Origin of the sequence: Variovorax xiamenensis, assembly GCF_050916385.1 — a bacterium.
GTDB lineage: Bacteria > Pseudomonadota > Gammaproteobacteria > Burkholderiales > Burkholderiaceae_C > Variovorax.
The window spans coordinates 4,605,473-4,620,422 of the sequence record NZ_CP139038.1; the positions used below are offsets into that span (position 1 = coordinate 4,605,473).

14 protein-coding genes are annotated in these 14,950 nt (G+C 67.6%); 3 read left to right on the plus strand and 11 right to left on the minus strand.

What is annotated here, in order from left to right; translation table 11 throughout:
* Positions 1–4: 4 nt before the first annotated feature.
* On the minus strand, positions 5–343 hold the full coding sequence (locus SFB74_RS20950) for a hypothetical protein (RefSeq protein ID WP_432726214.1): 339 nt from the start codon (positions 341–343) through the stop codon (positions 5–7).
* 342 nt (positions 344–685) lie between these two features.
* On the opposite strand from SFB74_RS20950, the gene SFB74_RS20955 reads away from it, so the two are divergent.
* Positions 686–1,429 carry a metallophosphoesterase family protein gene (locus tag SFB74_RS20955; RefSeq protein ID WP_432726215.1) on the plus strand — a complete coding sequence of 248 codons (744 nt, stop codon included), beginning with the start codon at positions 686–688 and terminating at the stop codon, positions 1,427–1,429.
* Positions 1,430–1,436: 7 nt separating this feature from the next.
* Here the strand turns inward: SFB74_RS20955 and SFB74_RS20960 are convergent, their stop codons facing one another.
* From SFB74_RS20960 to SFB74_RS20970, 3 genes are all read right to left on the minus strand, one after another.
* Positions 1,437–1,973, minus strand: a complete 537-nt coding sequence (locus SFB74_RS20960; protein ID WP_432726217.1) for a cysteine hydrolase family protein — start codon at positions 1,971–1,973, stop codon at positions 1,437–1,439.
* A gap of 34 nt (positions 1,974–2,007) precedes the next feature.
* Positions 2,008–2,424: a hypothetical protein gene (locus tag SFB74_RS20965; protein WP_432726219.1), complete on the minus strand. Its 417-nt coding sequence runs from the start codon at positions 2,422–2,424 to the stop codon at positions 2,008–2,010.
* A 90-nt stretch (positions 2,425–2,514) separates the two neighbouring features.
* Complete coding sequence (locus SFB74_RS20970) at positions 2,515–4,110, minus strand: esterase/lipase family protein (protein WP_093203132.1); 1,596 nt, start codon at positions 4,108–4,110, stop codon at positions 2,515–2,517.
* Between the two features lie 198 nt (positions 4,111–4,308).
* Here SFB74_RS20970 and SFB74_RS20975 point away from each other — a divergent pair, with 198 nt between their 5' ends.
* The gene (locus SFB74_RS20975) at positions 4,309–5,433 is read left to right on the plus strand and encodes an MBL fold metallo-hydrolase (protein WP_432726220.1); all 1,125 of its coding nucleotides are present in this window, start codon (positions 4,309–4,311) and stop codon (positions 5,431–5,433) included.
* A gap of 31 nt (positions 5,434–5,464) precedes the next feature.
* Here SFB74_RS20975 and SFB74_RS20980 read toward each other — a convergent pair whose 3' ends face one another.
* The 7 genes from SFB74_RS20980 to SFB74_RS21010 are packed head-to-tail and all read right to left on the minus strand — an operon-like array spanning position 5,465 to position 13,610.
* Entirely contained in the window at positions 5,465–5,656 is a 192-nt protein-coding gene (locus tag SFB74_RS20980) for a hypothetical protein (RefSeq protein ID WP_432726221.1), read from the minus strand.
* A 2-nt stretch (positions 5,657–5,658) separates the two neighbouring features.
* Positions 5,659–8,055, minus strand: a complete 2,397-nt coding sequence (parC, locus tag SFB74_RS20985) for a DNA topoisomerase IV subunit A (protein ID WP_432726222.1) — start codon at positions 8,053–8,055, stop codon at positions 5,659–5,661.
* Positions 8,056–8,102: 47 nt separating this feature from the next.
* On the minus strand, positions 8,103–9,224 hold the full coding sequence (locus SFB74_RS20990; protein ID WP_432726223.1) for a Kelch repeat-containing protein: 1,122 nt from the start codon (positions 9,222–9,224) through the stop codon (positions 8,103–8,105).
* Between the two features lie 21 nt (positions 9,225–9,245).
* Positions 9,246–10,154, minus strand: coding sequence for a lytic transglycosylase domain-containing protein (locus SFB74_RS20995; protein WP_432726224.1), 909 nt, complete (start codon positions 10,152–10,154; stop codon positions 9,246–9,248).
* A 19-nt stretch (positions 10,155–10,173) separates the two neighbouring features.
* The gene (locus SFB74_RS21000) at positions 10,174–10,635 is read right to left on the minus strand and encodes a hypothetical protein (RefSeq protein WP_093303977.1); all 462 of its coding nucleotides are present in this window, start codon (positions 10,633–10,635) and stop codon (positions 10,174–10,176) included.
* Positions 10,636–10,665: 30 nt separating this feature from the next.
* A complete protein-coding gene (locus SFB74_RS21005; protein ID WP_432726225.1) occupies positions 10,666–12,663 on the minus strand; it encodes a DNA topoisomerase IV subunit B in 1,998 nt (665 codons plus the stop codon).
* Between the two features lie 56 nt (positions 12,664–12,719).
* The gene (locus SFB74_RS21010) at positions 12,720–13,610 is read right to left on the minus strand and encodes a LysR family transcriptional regulator (RefSeq protein ID WP_432726226.1); all 891 of its coding nucleotides are present in this window, start codon (positions 13,608–13,610) and stop codon (positions 12,720–12,722) included.
* 90 nt (positions 13,611–13,700) lie between these two features.
* Between SFB74_RS21010 and SFB74_RS21015 the strand changes: the two genes are divergently transcribed.
* Positions 13,701–14,912 carry an MFS transporter gene (locus tag SFB74_RS21015; RefSeq protein ID WP_432726228.1) on the plus strand — a complete coding sequence of 404 codons (1,212 nt, stop codon included), beginning with the start codon at positions 13,701–13,703 and terminating at the stop codon, positions 14,910–14,912.
* The last annotated feature ends 38 nt before the right edge of the window (positions 14,913–14,950 follow it).

The following is a 14,950-nucleotide window of genomic DNA, read 5'->3' on the forward strand; positions in this document are numbered from 1 at the left end:
GTCGTCAATGAGGTTCGCGGACCTGCTTGCCCAGAGCATCGCGCAAGGAGCCGATGGTGCTGTCCGCGGCGTCGATTCGCCGCTGCATTTCCTCATTGACCACGCGGAACAGTGCACCGAGTTCGGATCGGGTCGGATAGATCTCCTCGCGCTCATCCACCTGCATCGGCACGACGAGCTTTTCGAGGCATACGTAGGCGCTGTGCACTTGGCGAATGCTCTCGATGTCGTCGCCTGCTTGCAGGGCAACCGACTCGGCATCTGAATGGGGATGAGCCGACTTCGGCGTTGAAGCGGTATCGGTTTTCGGCGCGTGTTTGAGCACGCGAGCAGACTTGGTCACGGACGACCTCCAGAGGTTGCGATTTGCAAAAACTGCTGCTCTCGCTGTCAAACAAGGGCGGCAGCTCGGACGGGTTGACAGACCGGGCAACCTCTTGCGAGAAACCGGCAGGGCGCGAGCCCTCCCATCCGAGCCGCCAAAACTGGAGGCGCGAACGAAAAAGCCGCAGATCCTGCGGGAAAACTGCGGCTCACGTCGCAGAGATTGCTTCAGGCTGTCAAACCCGATCACGCCTTGGTCGACGTGACGGGCGCAGTATAGCCACGCAGGTGGGTCGTGGCCGGTGGTCCGGCGTGGTGTTCGTGACGGTGAATTGGCTCGCGATTCCCCCAGAATCGGCGCATGCGCATCGCCATCGTCTCCGACATTCACGGAAACCTCCCCGCCCTCGAAGCCGTCGTCGAGGACATCGGCCGCCGCGGCGCGGACACCGTCGTCAACCTGGGCGACAGCCTCTCCGGGCCGCTAATGCCGCTGGAAACGGCGCTCTTCCTGATGGCGCAGGACTGGGTCCATCTTGCGGGCAACCACGAGCGCCAGGTGCTCACGCTGCCGGCCGGCAAGCGCGGTGCATCCGACGAGTTCACCCACGCCCGGCTCGGCCCACAGGAATTCGCCTGGATGGCCTCGCTCGAACACAGGCTCCAGTTGAGCCTCGAAGTGCTGCTGTGCCACGGCACGCCCGACAGCGACCTGCACTACTTCCTGGAGACGGTCGAGCCGTCTCTGCTAAGGCCGGCCACGATGGCGGAGATCGATGCGCGGCTCGGTCAGGTCGATGCGCGGGTGCGACTCGTCGCCTGCGGGCATACGCACGTGCCTCGCGTGGTTCGTGCTTCGGGCGGGCAGTTGATCGTCAATCCGGGCAGCGTCGGGCTGCAGGCCTACGACGATGTTCATCCGCATCCGCACGTCGTCGAGACGGGTTCGCCCGATGCGCGCTACGCCATCGTCGAACGGCTGGCTACAGGCTGGGTTTCGACGCTGGTCTCGGTGCCCTACGACCACGCGAGCATGGCGGCACTCGCGATGTCGAATGGCAGGCCTGACTGGGCCAGCGCCCTCGCCACCGGCCGGATGCCCTGAACCTGGATCAGTCGCCGAACGCGACTTCCGCGCTGGCCACCGAACGGATCGGCACGCCGAAGCTCGTGATGTCCGCGAGCGTGGCGTTGTGATGCTCGCGGATCTGCGCGCCCGTGGCGTGCGGCTTGTCGTGCGAGGTGTGGGCGTCGGCCGCGAGCACGACGTGATAGCCCAGTGCCGCAGCGCGGCGCACGGTGGTGTCCACGCAGAACTCCGACGAGTAGCCGCAGACCACCACGCGCTTCACGCCGTGCTCCGAGAGCCAGGCTTCCAGCGGCGTGCGCAGGAACGAATCAGGAGTGGTCTTGCGGATGCGCGCGTCGCGCGAATCGGTGCTCAGCGCGCTCGCGAGCTGCCAGCGCTCGGAATCGAACTCGAGGTCGACGGCGTTCTCATGCTGGATGAAGGCCACCGGCACGCCGGCCGCGCGGGCACGCCCGGTGAGCGCGTTGATGCGCTGCATCACCTCGCCGGCTTCATGGGGGCGCGGCGGATCGTCGCAAAGGCCACGCTGGACGTCGATGACGAGAACGGCAGTTTTCATGAAATGCATCAACCAGAAGGCGACCGGAAGGAGATCAGAAGGAGGCGAGGTTCTTGACCGACCAGAGTATGGCGCCCGCCACCAGCGTCGAGATCAGCGCGACGACCGCACTGGCACCGAAGGAAGTGCCGATGCCGATCTGGAAGCCCAGCGTGTAAGCCACGAACAGCCCCACGAGCACGGCCACCGCCGGCCAGCCCTCGACATGATGGATGCCCGTGCCGCTGGAGAAACTCACGAAGGCCAGCAGGGCCAGCGCCACGAGAAGCGACGCATAGAAGACGGACTTGAACGACTCGCCCAGCGTCGGCGAACTGCCCGACACGACCTGCGCCGACACCTTGACCACCACGGTGACGACCAGCAGCAGCGCACAGACGGCCACCGTGAGCTTCAGCGGCGTCATGAACGCGAAGAACAGGATCGCGCCGATGAACAGGAGGTAATGCATGGGGCGGGATTGTGGCCGATCAGGCACCGATCGAACCTGACTTCCAGCCTGCCCGCAGGTGCACTCAGATGAATCGAACTCTCTGGAATTTCACTCCCACGCGCTCACTTCCAGCCGCACCTTGCCGCTGATGCCCGGCGCGGCAGGCGCGGCGCCCAGGCTCGACAACGGCACCACGAACTGCAGCTTGCCGCTCGCCAGCTGCTTAGGGCTCATGGGCAGCGAGGCGCGGCCGGCGGTGTCGGTCTGCCAGCCGTACTTGACGTTCCAGTTCTCGGCCGGGTCGCCGGGCTGGGGCGGCGCGATCTCGATGATCAGCGTGTCGCGAAAGAGCGAACTGCCTTCGTAGTGGCCGTCGAGCCAGAACTTGTTGTTGACCTGGTAGTCGGGCACGCGCACGCCCAGCGTCATGGCGTAGGCCAGCGTCGGGCGGTCCTGCTTCACGCGCGCCCTGTTGGCGAGGAACACGGTCGACAGATAGATCGAGCGGCGGGCGGCCGTGGCCGGGTCGGTCAGCTCCTTGTGCGTGCGACAGGCGGGCGAGTCCTCCTCGGCGATGCGGCGGCTCAGGTACCAGCGCTTGCCGCGCGGCGCGGCAAGCAGCTCGACCTGGTAGAGCGCATCGACATCCGCATCCTTGGGCAGGTCGGGCGGCAAGGTGACGCCGTCGACGTCGAACCACAGGTCCACGCGCACGTCGCCGAACAGGAAGCGCGTGAGGTTCTGGTAGGCCTCCTCCGAGTTGACGATGCCGAAGTAGCCCGAGTGCGAGCGGTAGGTGTAGGCGGTGGCCACCGGCTGCGTCTTGCCAGCATCGTCGACGGCCCAGAGCGAAGCGTTCTCGATGCGCACGAGGCCGTCGCTGCCGTGGCCCGCGAACATGCGCGAAAGGCCCTTGGCGGTTTCGTAGTCACCGCGGTTGGTGCCGACCATGCAGAAGAAGCGCTCCGGCGGAAAGGCGGCGGCCGGCAGGTAGTCCATGCGGCCGTTGACGGCCGGCGTCGCCAGGAACTCGGACATCTTGTCGCGGTTGAAGGTGTTCATCTCGTTCACCGTGAGCCAGGCAGGCACGTTGATGCCGCCCATGTCGATGCCGTTGTGCGGCGTGGCGTAGGTGAACACCTTGTCGACGCAGGCGCGGGCCTTCGCGTCGCCGAGCGCGGGATTCTGCAGGAAGGCGCGCACCACCAGCCCGCCCATGGAATGCGCGACGAGGTAGCAGCGGAAGTCGTCGGCCGTGAAGCCCGAGGGCCCTTCGCGCTGCACCACGAGGTCGCGCACGCGAAGGATCAGCTGGCTCAGGCCCTGCGCGTACACCTTGACGTCCTTGGCCTTGCCGTCGCCCAGCAGCTCGGAGCCGGAGTCGTAGTAGCGGTAGATGATGACCGAGGCCGAGGGAATGCCGTCGACGTCGTTGCCGTTCGCGTCGGGCGAGGGTTTCCAGTCGGGGTCGAGGATGTCCAGGCCGTTCTGGTAGACGCTCTGGTACTGGAAGTCGGCCAGCAGCCGCACCATCGGCGATTCGAAGACGAACTTCTGCGCCGGGGCTTCCTTCTTCACGGTGGCGCGGTACACCGTGGAGCCGATGTTGAAGCCGCAGAACGGATCGGCCGCAGTCTCGTCGCGCTCCGACTCGGTCATGGCGTAGCCGCGCACGTAGATGATGGGATAGCGGTTGGTGCTCATGGATCTTGTGCCTACTCAGAACGGGTGAAACCGATGAAGTCCGGCAGTGTGCCGGGCCTCGGCCGCGCCCGCCATACGGCGCATGGCATAGCACCGGAATGCCCCTCCTGCCCGAATGTTTCTATCGCTGAAACCATTGAAACACGCGCCTTCGATAGTCTCCGGCCATCCGACAAACACAATCCAGAAGGCTTTCCGATGGCTGCTGACGATTCGGGCCTGCAAGGCTCCTACCTGCCCCAACTCCTGCGCCGGGGCACCGCGCTCGCCGCGGCAGGCTGCGCCTTCGTCGCCGGCTGCAGCGCCGCCGGCGGTGGCGAGACGCGCTACGAGAACTCGCCCCAGTTCAAGGACGGCGGCTTCCACAACATGGCCAACCCCGACCTGCCCGCGCAGGCCAGCGCATGGCGCATCTGGTCGCGCTTCATCGTGGGCAGCAAGGTCGACACCGTGCCGGTCGACCCCATTCCCGTGAAGCCGCTGGACAAACCCACCCTCGATGCGCTCGACACGAAGACCAACCACGTGGTGCGCCTGGGCCATTCGTCGCACCTGCTGAAGCTGCGCGACAAGTACTGGCTGATCGACCCGGTGTTCAGCGACCGCGCGTCGCCCGTGCAGTGGGCGGGGCCGAAGCGCTTTCACAAGACGCCGATCGCGCTCGAGGATCTGCCGTCGATCGAGGGCGTGATCCTCTCGCACGACCACTACGACCACCTCGACGTGGCGACCATCGAATACCTCTCGAAGGACGTGAAGCGCTACTTCGTGCCGCTGGGCGTGCGCTCCCGGCTGGTGGCGATGGGCGTGCCGGCCGAGCGCGTGACCGAGCTCGACTGGTGGCAGTCCGCCGAACACGACGGAGTGAAGCTCACCGCCACGCCCGCGCAGCACTTCTCGGGCCGCACGCTGGGCGACCGCGACCGCACGCTGTGGGCCTCATGGGTGGTGCAAAGCGGCGACCAGCGCATCTTCTACAGCGGCGACTCGGGCTACTTTCCGGGCTTCAAGCAGATCGGAGATCGCTTCGGCGGCTTCGACATTGCGCTGATGGAGAACGGTGCCTACGACAGCATGTGGCCCGCCGTGCACATGACGCCCGAGCAGAGCGTGCAGGCCTTCGAGGACCTGCGCGGCAAGGTGTTCTTCTCGGTGCACAACAGCACCTTCGATCTCGCCTTCCACGCCTGGCGCGATCCGCTGGACCGCATCGCGGCCCTCACTGAGGCCAAAAAGATCGAACTGGCCACGCCGGTGATCGGCGAGGTGGTGACGGTGGGAGCCGCGCGCACCAACACGCGTTGGTGGACCGATCTGCGCTGATCGGCCCTTCCCTTCCTGAGCCGGCGGAGGACTACCCGCCGCGCTCCTTGCGCTCGCGGGCGCGCCGCACCTGGCGCGTTTCGTTCGCCTGCGCGGCGATGCGGTCCTTGTCGCGCTTCTTCGCCGCCCGTTTCTCGCGCATGCGCCGGCCCAGCACATAGCTGCCGATGCCGGTAACCACGGCGATGAAGATGCCGATGACGCTGATGTCGATGCCGCCCATGGCTATTGCACCCGCACGATGCTCGCCGGCTTGAAGCCGAGGTCGGCCGCCTTGCCCTTGCGCGCGCGGCTGCCGCGCGCGTTGTTCAGCGTGCGGATCTCCAGCGTTTCCTCGCGCTCCTTGCCGCCGCGGCCGATGCCTTCGATCTTCACGCTGCGCGTGTAGGCGGCCGCGCCGGCCAGGGTGTCCTTGGCTTCCAGGTCGATCAGCGTGAGGCCGCGGCCACCCTTGGGCAGGCTCTTGAGCTCAGCGATGTCGAAGGTCAGGATGCGCCCGCCCGTCGAGGCGCAGGCCACGTGCGTAGCCGCGGGCATCGGCTCGGCGCCGCTCGCGCCGCCCACGAGCGACGGACGGCAAAGCTGCTCGCCTTCGCCCACGTCGATGAAGGCCTTGCCGCCGCGCTGGCGCGACATCATGTTCTCGACCGTGGCGATGAAGCCGTAGCCGCCGGTGTTGGCCAGCAGCAGGCTGGCACCCACCGGCCCTGCGAAGAAGTGCGTGACGTGCGTGCCGGCATCCAGGTCGATGAGCGTGGTGACGGGCTGGCCGTCGCCGCGACCGCCCGGCAGCGAGGCCACGGGCACGGTGTAGACGCGCACGCTCTTGTCCTTGGCGCTGCCGAAGACCAGCAGCGTGTCGACGCTGCGGCATTCGAAGGCCTCGTAGAGCGCGTCGCCCGACTTGAAGCTGTATTCGGGCGCCGCGCCGTTTCCGTTGCCGGCCGCCTTCTCGCTGGCCCAGCCCTTCTGCGCGCGGACCCAGCCCTTCTGCGACACGATGACGGTAACGGGCTCGTCGACCACCTTCACCTCGGCCACGGCGCGCTTCTCGGCCTGGATCAGCGTGCGGCGCGCGTCTTCGAAGGTCTTGGCGTCGGCTTCGATTTCCTTCACCAGCAGGCGGCGCAGCGCGGCAGGGCTGGCGAGGATGTCTTCGAGCTTCTTCTGCTCCTCGCGCAGCTCCTTGAGCTGCTGCTCGATCTTGATGGCTTCGAGCCGCGCAAGCTGGCGCAACCTGATTTCGAGGATGTCCTCGGCTTGCACCTCGCTGAGGTTGAAGCGCGCAATCAGCGCCGCCTTCGGATCTTCCGCAGCGCGGATGATCGCGATCACCTCGTCGATGTTCAGCAACACCAGCTGCCGGCCTTCGAGGATGTGGATGCGATCCTGCACCTTGCCAAGGCGGAAGCGCGAGCGCTTCTCCACGGTGATCTCGCGGAAGGCGATCCACTCGTTGAGCATCTGGCGCAGCGACTTCTGCGTGGGCTTGCCGTCGATGCCGACCATCGTGAGGTTGATCGGCGACGAAGTCTCGAGCGAGGTCTGCGCGAGCAGCGTGGTGATGAACTCTTCCTGGCTGATGCGCGAGGTCTTGGGCTCGAACACGAGGCGCACGGCGGCGTCCTTGCTGGACTCGTCGCGCACCACGTCGAGCACCGACAGCATCGCGGCCTTGAGCTGCGTCTGCTCCGCGCTCAGCGCCTTCTTGCCGGCCTTGACCTTGGGATTGGTGATTTCCTCGATTTCTTCCAGCACGCGCTGCGAGCTCACGCCCGGCGGCAGTTCGTTGACCACGAGCTGCCACTGGCCGCGCGCCAGCTCTTCGATCTTCCAGCGCGCACGCACCTTGAGCGAGCCGCGGCCGGTGCGGTAGGCGTCGGCGATGTCGGTCGGGCTGCTGATGATCTGCGCGCCGCCCGGATAGTCGGGGCCGGGCACGATGGCGAAGAGTTCTTCCTCGCTGAGCTTGCCGTTCGACTTGATCAGCGCCACGCAGGCGTCGGCAATTTCGCGCAGGTTGTGGCTCGGGATCTCGGTGGCGAGGCCGACCGCGATGCCGCTCGCACCGTTGAGCAGCGTGAAGGGCAGCCGCGCGGGCAGGAGGCGCGGCTCTTCGGTGCTGCCGTCGTAGTTGGGAATGAAGTCGACCGTGCCTTCGTCGATCTCGTCGAGCAGCAGGCTGGTGATGCGCGCCAGGCGCGCTTCGGTGTATCGCATGGCGGCTGCGCCGTCGCCGTCGCGGCTGCCGAAGTTGCCCTGGCCGTCGACCAGCGGGTAGCGCTGCGAAAAATCTTGCGCCATGCGCACCAGCGCGTCGTAGGCGGCCTGATCGCTGTGCGGGTGGAAGCGGCCGAGCACGTCGCCGACCACGCGCGCGCTCTTCACGGGCTTGGCGCCCACGGTGCCGTTGGTGCCGCCGAAGCCCAGGCCCATGCGCGACATCGAGTACAGGATGCGGCGCTGCACCGGCTTCTGGCCGTCGGACACATCGGGCAGCGCGCGGCCCTTGACCACGCTGAGCGCGTATTCGAGGTAGGCGGTCTGGGCGTAGTCGGCGAGGGTCAGGGTGGTGTCGCCGTCGGTGGGCCCCTGGAGATCGAGCGGAGGTTGGGAATCCATGAAAGAGCTGGTGAGAAAAACTGTTGTTGTTGCTGCGGGCTGCGCGCTCAGCCCAGTGTGAAGGCTTCGTGGACGGCGGACTGCACGGCACCGCCGAGCACCGCGCCACCGCCCGCGACGTAGATCCAGTCGCCGATGACAGCCGCGCCCACGGCGTGGCGCGGCGTGGTCATCGGGGCGTGTCGCTGCCAGGTGTCGTCCACGGGGTTGTAGCTTTCCATCTGGCCGAACACCTTCGCCTGGCGCGGCACACCGTTGACGAGGATGCCGCCCTCCCCGCCCATGGCGAAGAAGCGTCCGCGATACACGACGAGCCCGTGGCCCGAGCGCGCGGTGGGCAGCGGCGAGCGCAGCTCCCAGGTGTCGCGCGCGGGCAGGTAGACGTGGTGCAGGTCGGTGTTGTATTCGAAGGTGTTGAAGCGCCCGCCGATCACGTGGATCTGGCCGCCGTGCGACACGCAGCCGACGTGGTCGCGCGCACCGGGCAGCGGCTTGCGTGCCGACCAGCGGTCGGCCTTGGGATCGTAGACCTCGTGCCAGCCGACGCTCGCGCGTTCCGCCGCGGGCTCCGAAGCGCCGCCGATCAGGTGCAGCGCGCCGTCGAGCATCACCGCGGCGGCGGCGCCACGCGGGCGCGGCAGCGGCGCGATCGCGCTCCAGCGGTTGGCGGCGATGTCGTAGACGTAGGCGTTGGTGTCCGAGCGGCGGTTCTGCTCGACGAAGCCGCCCAGCGCATAGACGCGGCCGCCATCGGCCGTTACCGCGACATGGTTGGCGCCTCGCGGCAGCGGCGCGCCGTCGAGCCAGCGGTCGGCCTTCGGGTCGTAGATGTGGTGGTAGTCGCGGTTGACATTGCCTTCGCCGTAACCGCCGACCACGTGCATGCGGCCCATCGCGGCGGCGGCCCAGGCCATCTCGCTGCGCGGGATCGGAAGTGCCGCGCGCGGCTCCCAGCGGCCCTGCGGACCGGGCGGCGCGGAACTCTCGGTGAAGCGTTGGGCTTCCTGCTCGGGCGTCATGTGGTGCGGCACGCCGCCCTGCAGGCGCGCATAGGGCTCGGCCGACGAGGGCACGGCCGGCAGCGTGTCGTGCGTGGCCGGGTGCTGCGCACGCGCTGCGCCCGCGACCATGCCGGCAGCGGTAGCGAGAACGAAACTTCGACGATCCATGGCCTCCCCTCCTCCAGTCGATCAGGACAACGGCGTGCCCGGCGCATCGGCCGCGCCCGTCGGCACGGCTGAAGAAGAAGGCTCGGGAATGTCGGGCATGGTCGGCATGTTGCGCGGCGCGTCGGAAGGCATGTTGCCGCGGCCGAGGGCGCCACCCTGCGGCACCGTCAGCTCCATGCGGATGCGCCCCGGCGTCTTGCCTCCGCGCGCAACGGCACTGCCGCCGGTGGCGACCGAGGGCTTCAGGTACGCATACAGCTGCAGCACGGTCTGCACGTAGTTCTGCGTTTCCTTGTAGTTCGGGATCTTGTTGCCCGCGCGCTGCACCGCGCCCTCGCCCGCGTTGTAGGCGGCCAGCGCGAGCTCGATCTGCCCCGGGAACATCGCGATCAGGTCGCGCAGGTAGCGCGAGCCGGCGGCGATGTTGATGCGCGGGTCGAACAGCTTCTTCTCGATGGTCGCGCGCTTGTCCGCCGACACGCCGTACCGCTGCGCGGTGGCCGGCATCAGCTGCATCAGGCCCATCGCGCCCTTGGGCGAGACGGCCTGCGCGTCGAAGCCCGACTCGGTCGCGACCAGCGCCTGCAGCAGCTCGTAGTCGATGGCGTGCTTGTTCGACGCATCACGAAGCGCCGACTTGGCGATCTTGTAGCTGGGCGAGGCCTCGAACATGGCGAGCAGGCTCTGCGAGGCGGCCGGCACCTTGCCGTCGAGCTTGCCGATGCCACGGCCCAGCGGCGAGATGCCGTTGGCGGTGTCGAAGCTCTGGCCGCCGCGGAAGAAGATCTGGTAGCGCTCGTCGATCTTCTCGGAGGCGAAGTGCGCGTTGCCCTTGCTGTCGATGTAGCCGTAGATGTCGGCGGCGTGCGCGCCCTGCAGCGACAGCACGAGGGCTGCGGACAGCATGAATGGGCGGAACCAGCGTTTCATGGCGATGCGGGGCCTGTGCTCAGAACCACCAGCCGTAGCGCTTGCGGCGCTCGGCGTGGACTGCGGCGTCGTCACCCATGCTTTGAACCTGGCCGCCACCCTTCAGCCCGACCCAGAGCGACATGCCGCCCAATGCAAGAACGATGAGGAAGACGGGCATGTGCTCGAGTACGACGCCATTGAGGATCATCGACACGGCCATCCCCAGGAAGACCAGCGCGGCACTCCAGCAAAGAACGCGGCGCATCCAGAGCCATGTGGTGGCGACAACGCGCTCGATCCTGCCGGGCTCGGCGTTGTCGTTCACCGCGTCATCCCACCAACCCATCCAGACGAACACGAATGCCAGCAGGATGCAGACACCGGCGAAGAACATGTTCGCGGCCTGCCCGACCGGGTCGCGCTGAGCCAGCAGCAGTCCTGCCGCTCCAGCAACGCAAGCCCCTGCCAGCGAACCGCAAATGATCTTGTGCCCGTTCATGCCCTGTCGTGAGAAATGTTCCGGCCGGAATCAGACGTCGATATCGACATCGTCGGCGCGCAACTCCATGAGCTCGCGCCGCGCCGCCGCTTCGCCCTTGCCCATCAGCTTGGTGATTTCGCCCTGGGTGGACGTGAAATCGAACCGGCCCAATTGGACCTGCATCAGGCGCCGGGTGTCCGGATTGAGCGTGGTTTCCCACAATTGTTCCGCGCTCATTTCGCCCAGGCCCTTGAAGCGGCTGATGCTCCAGGCGCCTTCGCGCACGCCGTCTTTACGCAACTTGTCGAGCGTGGCGGTCAGTTCGCCTTCGTCCAGAGCATAGACCTTGGAGGCCGGTTTCTTGCCGCGTGCGGGGGCGTCGACCCGGAACAATGGCGGCTTCGCGACATACACGTGGCCGGCTTCGATGAGTTTCGGAAAGTGCCGGAAGAAAAGAGTGAGCAGCAGCACCTGGATGTGGGAGCCGTCCACGTCGGCATCGCTCAGGATGCAGATCTTGCCGTAGCGCAGGCCGCTCATGTCGGGCGTGTCGTTGGGGCCGTGCGGATCGACGCCCACGGCCACCGAGATGTCGTGGATTTCGGTGTTGGCGAAGAGCCGGTCACGCTCCACTTCCCAGGTGTTGAGCACCTTGCCGCGCAGCGGCAGGATGGCCTGGCTTTCCTTGTCGCGGCCCATCTTGGCGCTGCCGCCGGCGGAATCGCCCTCGACCAGGAAGACTTCGTTGTGGCTGGTGTCCTTGCTCTCGCAGTCGGTCAGCTTGCCGGGCAGCACCGCCACGCCGGAGCCTTTTCGCTTCTCGACCTTCTGGCCGGCGCGCTGGCGGGTCTGGGCGGCCTTGATGGCCAGTTCGGCCAGCTTGCGGCCGTAGTCGACGTGCTGGTTGAGCCACAGCTCAAGCGCGGGACGCACGAAGCTCGACACGAGGCGCACCGCGTCGCGCGAATTCAGGCGCTCCTTGATCTGGCCCTGGAACTGCGGATCGAGCACCTTGGCGCTCAGCACGTACGAGGCGCGCGCGAACACGTCCTCGGGCAGCAGCTTCACGCCCTTGGGCAGCAGCGAGTGCAACTCGATGAAGCTCTTCACCGCATTGAACAGGCCGTCGCGCAGCCCGCTTTCGTGCGTGCCGCCGGCACTGGTGGGAATCAGGTTGACGTAGCTCTCGCGCACCGGCTGGCCTTCTTCGGTGAAGGCCACGGCCCAGTCGGCGCCCTCGCCTTCGGCGAAGTTGTCGGCGTTCTTGTCGGCATGGCCGCTGCCCTCGAAGAGCGGAATGACCGGGTCGCCGTTGAGCGTCTGCATCAGGTAGTCGCTCAGGCCGCCCTTGTAGAGCCACTGCTGCGTTTCCTTGGTCTTCTCGTTGACCAGCGTGACGCTCACGCCGGGCATCAGCACCGCCTTGCTGCGCAGCAGGTGCGTGAGTTCGCCCATGGGCAGTGCGGCGGTCTCGAAATACTTGGCGTCGGGCCAGGCGCGCACGGTGGTGCCCTGCTTGCGCTCGCCGGCTTCGAGCTTGCGCACCTCGAGTTGCTCGATCACGTCGCCGCCGCTGAAGGCCAGCCTTGCTATCGAACCCTCGCGGTGGGTCGCCACCTCGAGGCGCTTCGACAGCGCATTGGTCACCGACACGCCCACGCCGTGCAGGCCGCCCGAGAAGCTGTAGGCGCCGCCCGAGCCCTTGTCGAACTTGCCGCCGGCGTGCAGCCGGGTGTAGACCAGCTCGACCACGGGCGCCTTTTCTTCGGGGTGCAGGCCGAAGGGAATGCCGCGGCCGTCGTCCTCGACGCTGACAGAGCCGTCGGCGTGCAGCGTGACCTTGATCTTCTTGCCATGGCCCGCGAGCGCCTCGTCGGCGGCGTTGTCGAGCACTTCCTGGATGATGTGCAGCGGGTTGTCGGTGCGGGTGTACATGCCCGGGCGCTGCTTGACGGGCTCGAGGCCCTTGAGCACGCGGATGGAGCCTTCCGAGTAGCCGGAGGATGCGGACGATGAGCTGGGGGGAGTCTTGGGGGGAGTCGCCATGGGGGCGGATTGTAGTCAGTCGCCGCCAAACAACTGGATACCCATACAGGAACCGCTCACGACGCGAACATGCGGGCACCCAGGAAGTCGATGAAGGCGCGCACCTTCGGCGACGGATTGCGTCCCGAAGGCCACAGGACGCCGAAGTCGATGGCGTGGGGGCGCACGTGTTCGGCCAGCACGCTGCGCAGCCCGCCCGCGGCCAGCGCCTCGCGCACGCAGAAATCCGGCAGCAAGGCGATGCCGCGCCCACGCAGCGCGAAGCACAGGCGGGTTTCCATGTTGTTGCAGATCATGGAGACCGGCGGCTTCACCTCTGCACCGTCGGGCCCCGGCACAAGGGGCCAGACCTCCACCTTGCCAGTGGCCGGGTAGCGGTAATGCAGGCATGCGTGCTGCGCCAGGTCCGCAGGCACGAGGGGCACGCCGTGGCGCGCCAGGTAGTCGGGCGAAGCCACCAGCAGTTGCGAGAACTGGCCCAGACGACGCACCGAGAGCCGCGAATCGGTGAGTTCGCCGGTGCGCACCACGGCATCGAAGCCCTCCTCGATGACGTCGACGAGCCGGTCGCTGAAGTCGAGGTCGAGTTCGACGTCCGGGTACTCGCACATGAAGTCGGCCAGCAGCGGCAGCACCAGCGAGCTGACCAGCGGCAGGCTCACGCGCAGCTTGCCGCGCGGCGAACCGGCCGAGCAGGACAGCTCCTGCTCCGCCGCCTCGATCTCGGCCAGCACCCGGCGGCTGCGCGCGAGGAACAGCGCGCCCTCGGCGGTGAGCGTGATGCTGCGGGTGCTGCGGTGGAACAGCCGCACGCCCAGCCGCTCCTCCAGCCGCGCCACGCGCTTGCCGACGGCGGACGCGGAAACGCCGAGCACGCGGCCGGCAGTGACGAAGCTGCGGGTTTCGGCGACCTGGATGAAGACGGTGAAGCCGCTGAGGCTGTCCATGGCTTTGCTCCATTGCGGACCCTAATGTCCGTATTGAGTGGAACTGTATCCCCCTTTTTCCGGAGTCGGCTTCTTCCTATCGTTGGCCGCATGACATCCTTCAACCCGAATTCCTCCCCTTCCAGAGCACGGCTGCCGCTGTCCGGCCTGCTTGCGCTGGCGGCCGCCAGCTTCATCACGATCCTCACCGAAGCCATGCCGGCCGGCCTGCTGCCGCAGATAGGCGCGAGCCTCGCCGTCACGCCCGCGCTGGTCGGACAGCTGGTGACGGTCTATGCGCTCGGCTCGCTGGTCGCTGCCATTCCGCTGGTGGCGCTCACGCGCGGCTGGCGGCGGCGTCCGCTGCTGATGCTGGCGATCGGCGGCTTCGCGGTCGTCAACACGATCACCGCCCTGTCCCACAGCTATCCGCTGACGCTGGCCGCGCGCTTCTTCGCCGGCGTGTTCGCGGGGCTGCTCTGGGCGCTGGTGGCCGGGCACGCGGGGCGCATGGTGCCGCCGTCGATGCAGGGCCGCGCGATCGCGGTCGCCATGCTGGGCGCACCGCTGGCGCTGTCGCTGGGCATTCCGGCGGGCACGCTGCTGGGCACGGGCGTGGGCTGGCGTCCGGCCTTCCTGGTGATGTCGGCGCTGTCGGTGCTGCTGCTCGGCTGGGTGCGCTGGAAGGTGCCCGACTTTCCCGGCCAGGAAGCCGCGCGCCGCCAGAGCGTGAGGCGCGTGTTCCTGCTGCCGGGCGTGCGGCCTGTGCTCGGGGTGATGCTGGCCTTCGTGCTGGCGCACAACATCCTCTACACCTACATCGCGCCGTTCCTGGTGCATGCCGGACTGGGCGCGCGGGTCGACCTGGTGCTGCTGGTCTTCGGCACGGCCTCGCTGGCGGGCATCTGGGCGACGGGCGTGCTGATCGACCGCTGGCTGCGCGAACTGGTGCTGGCGAGCACGGCGGCGTTCGGGCTGACGGCGCTGCTGCTCGGCTCCGCCACCGGGTCGGCGGCAGCGGTGTACCTGGGCGTGGCCATCTGGGGCCTGGCCTATGGCGGCGCGGGCACGCTGTTCCAGACCGCCTCTGCGCAGGCGGCGGGCGAATCGGCGGACGTGGCGCAGTCGATGGTGGTCACGGCGTGGAACCTCGCCATCGCGGGCGGAGGCCTGATCGGCGGCCTGCTGCTGCAAGGCGGCGGCGCGGGGGCATTGCCCTGGTCGCTGCTCGTGCTGCTGGCGCCGGCGCTGTGGCTGACCTGGCGGGCCTGCGCGCACGGCTTTCCCGGGGCACGCGCTGTCGCCGGCGCGACAGCACGCTGAAACCCGCGGCTTTTGATGCGTCCGCCGCATCGAAAAGC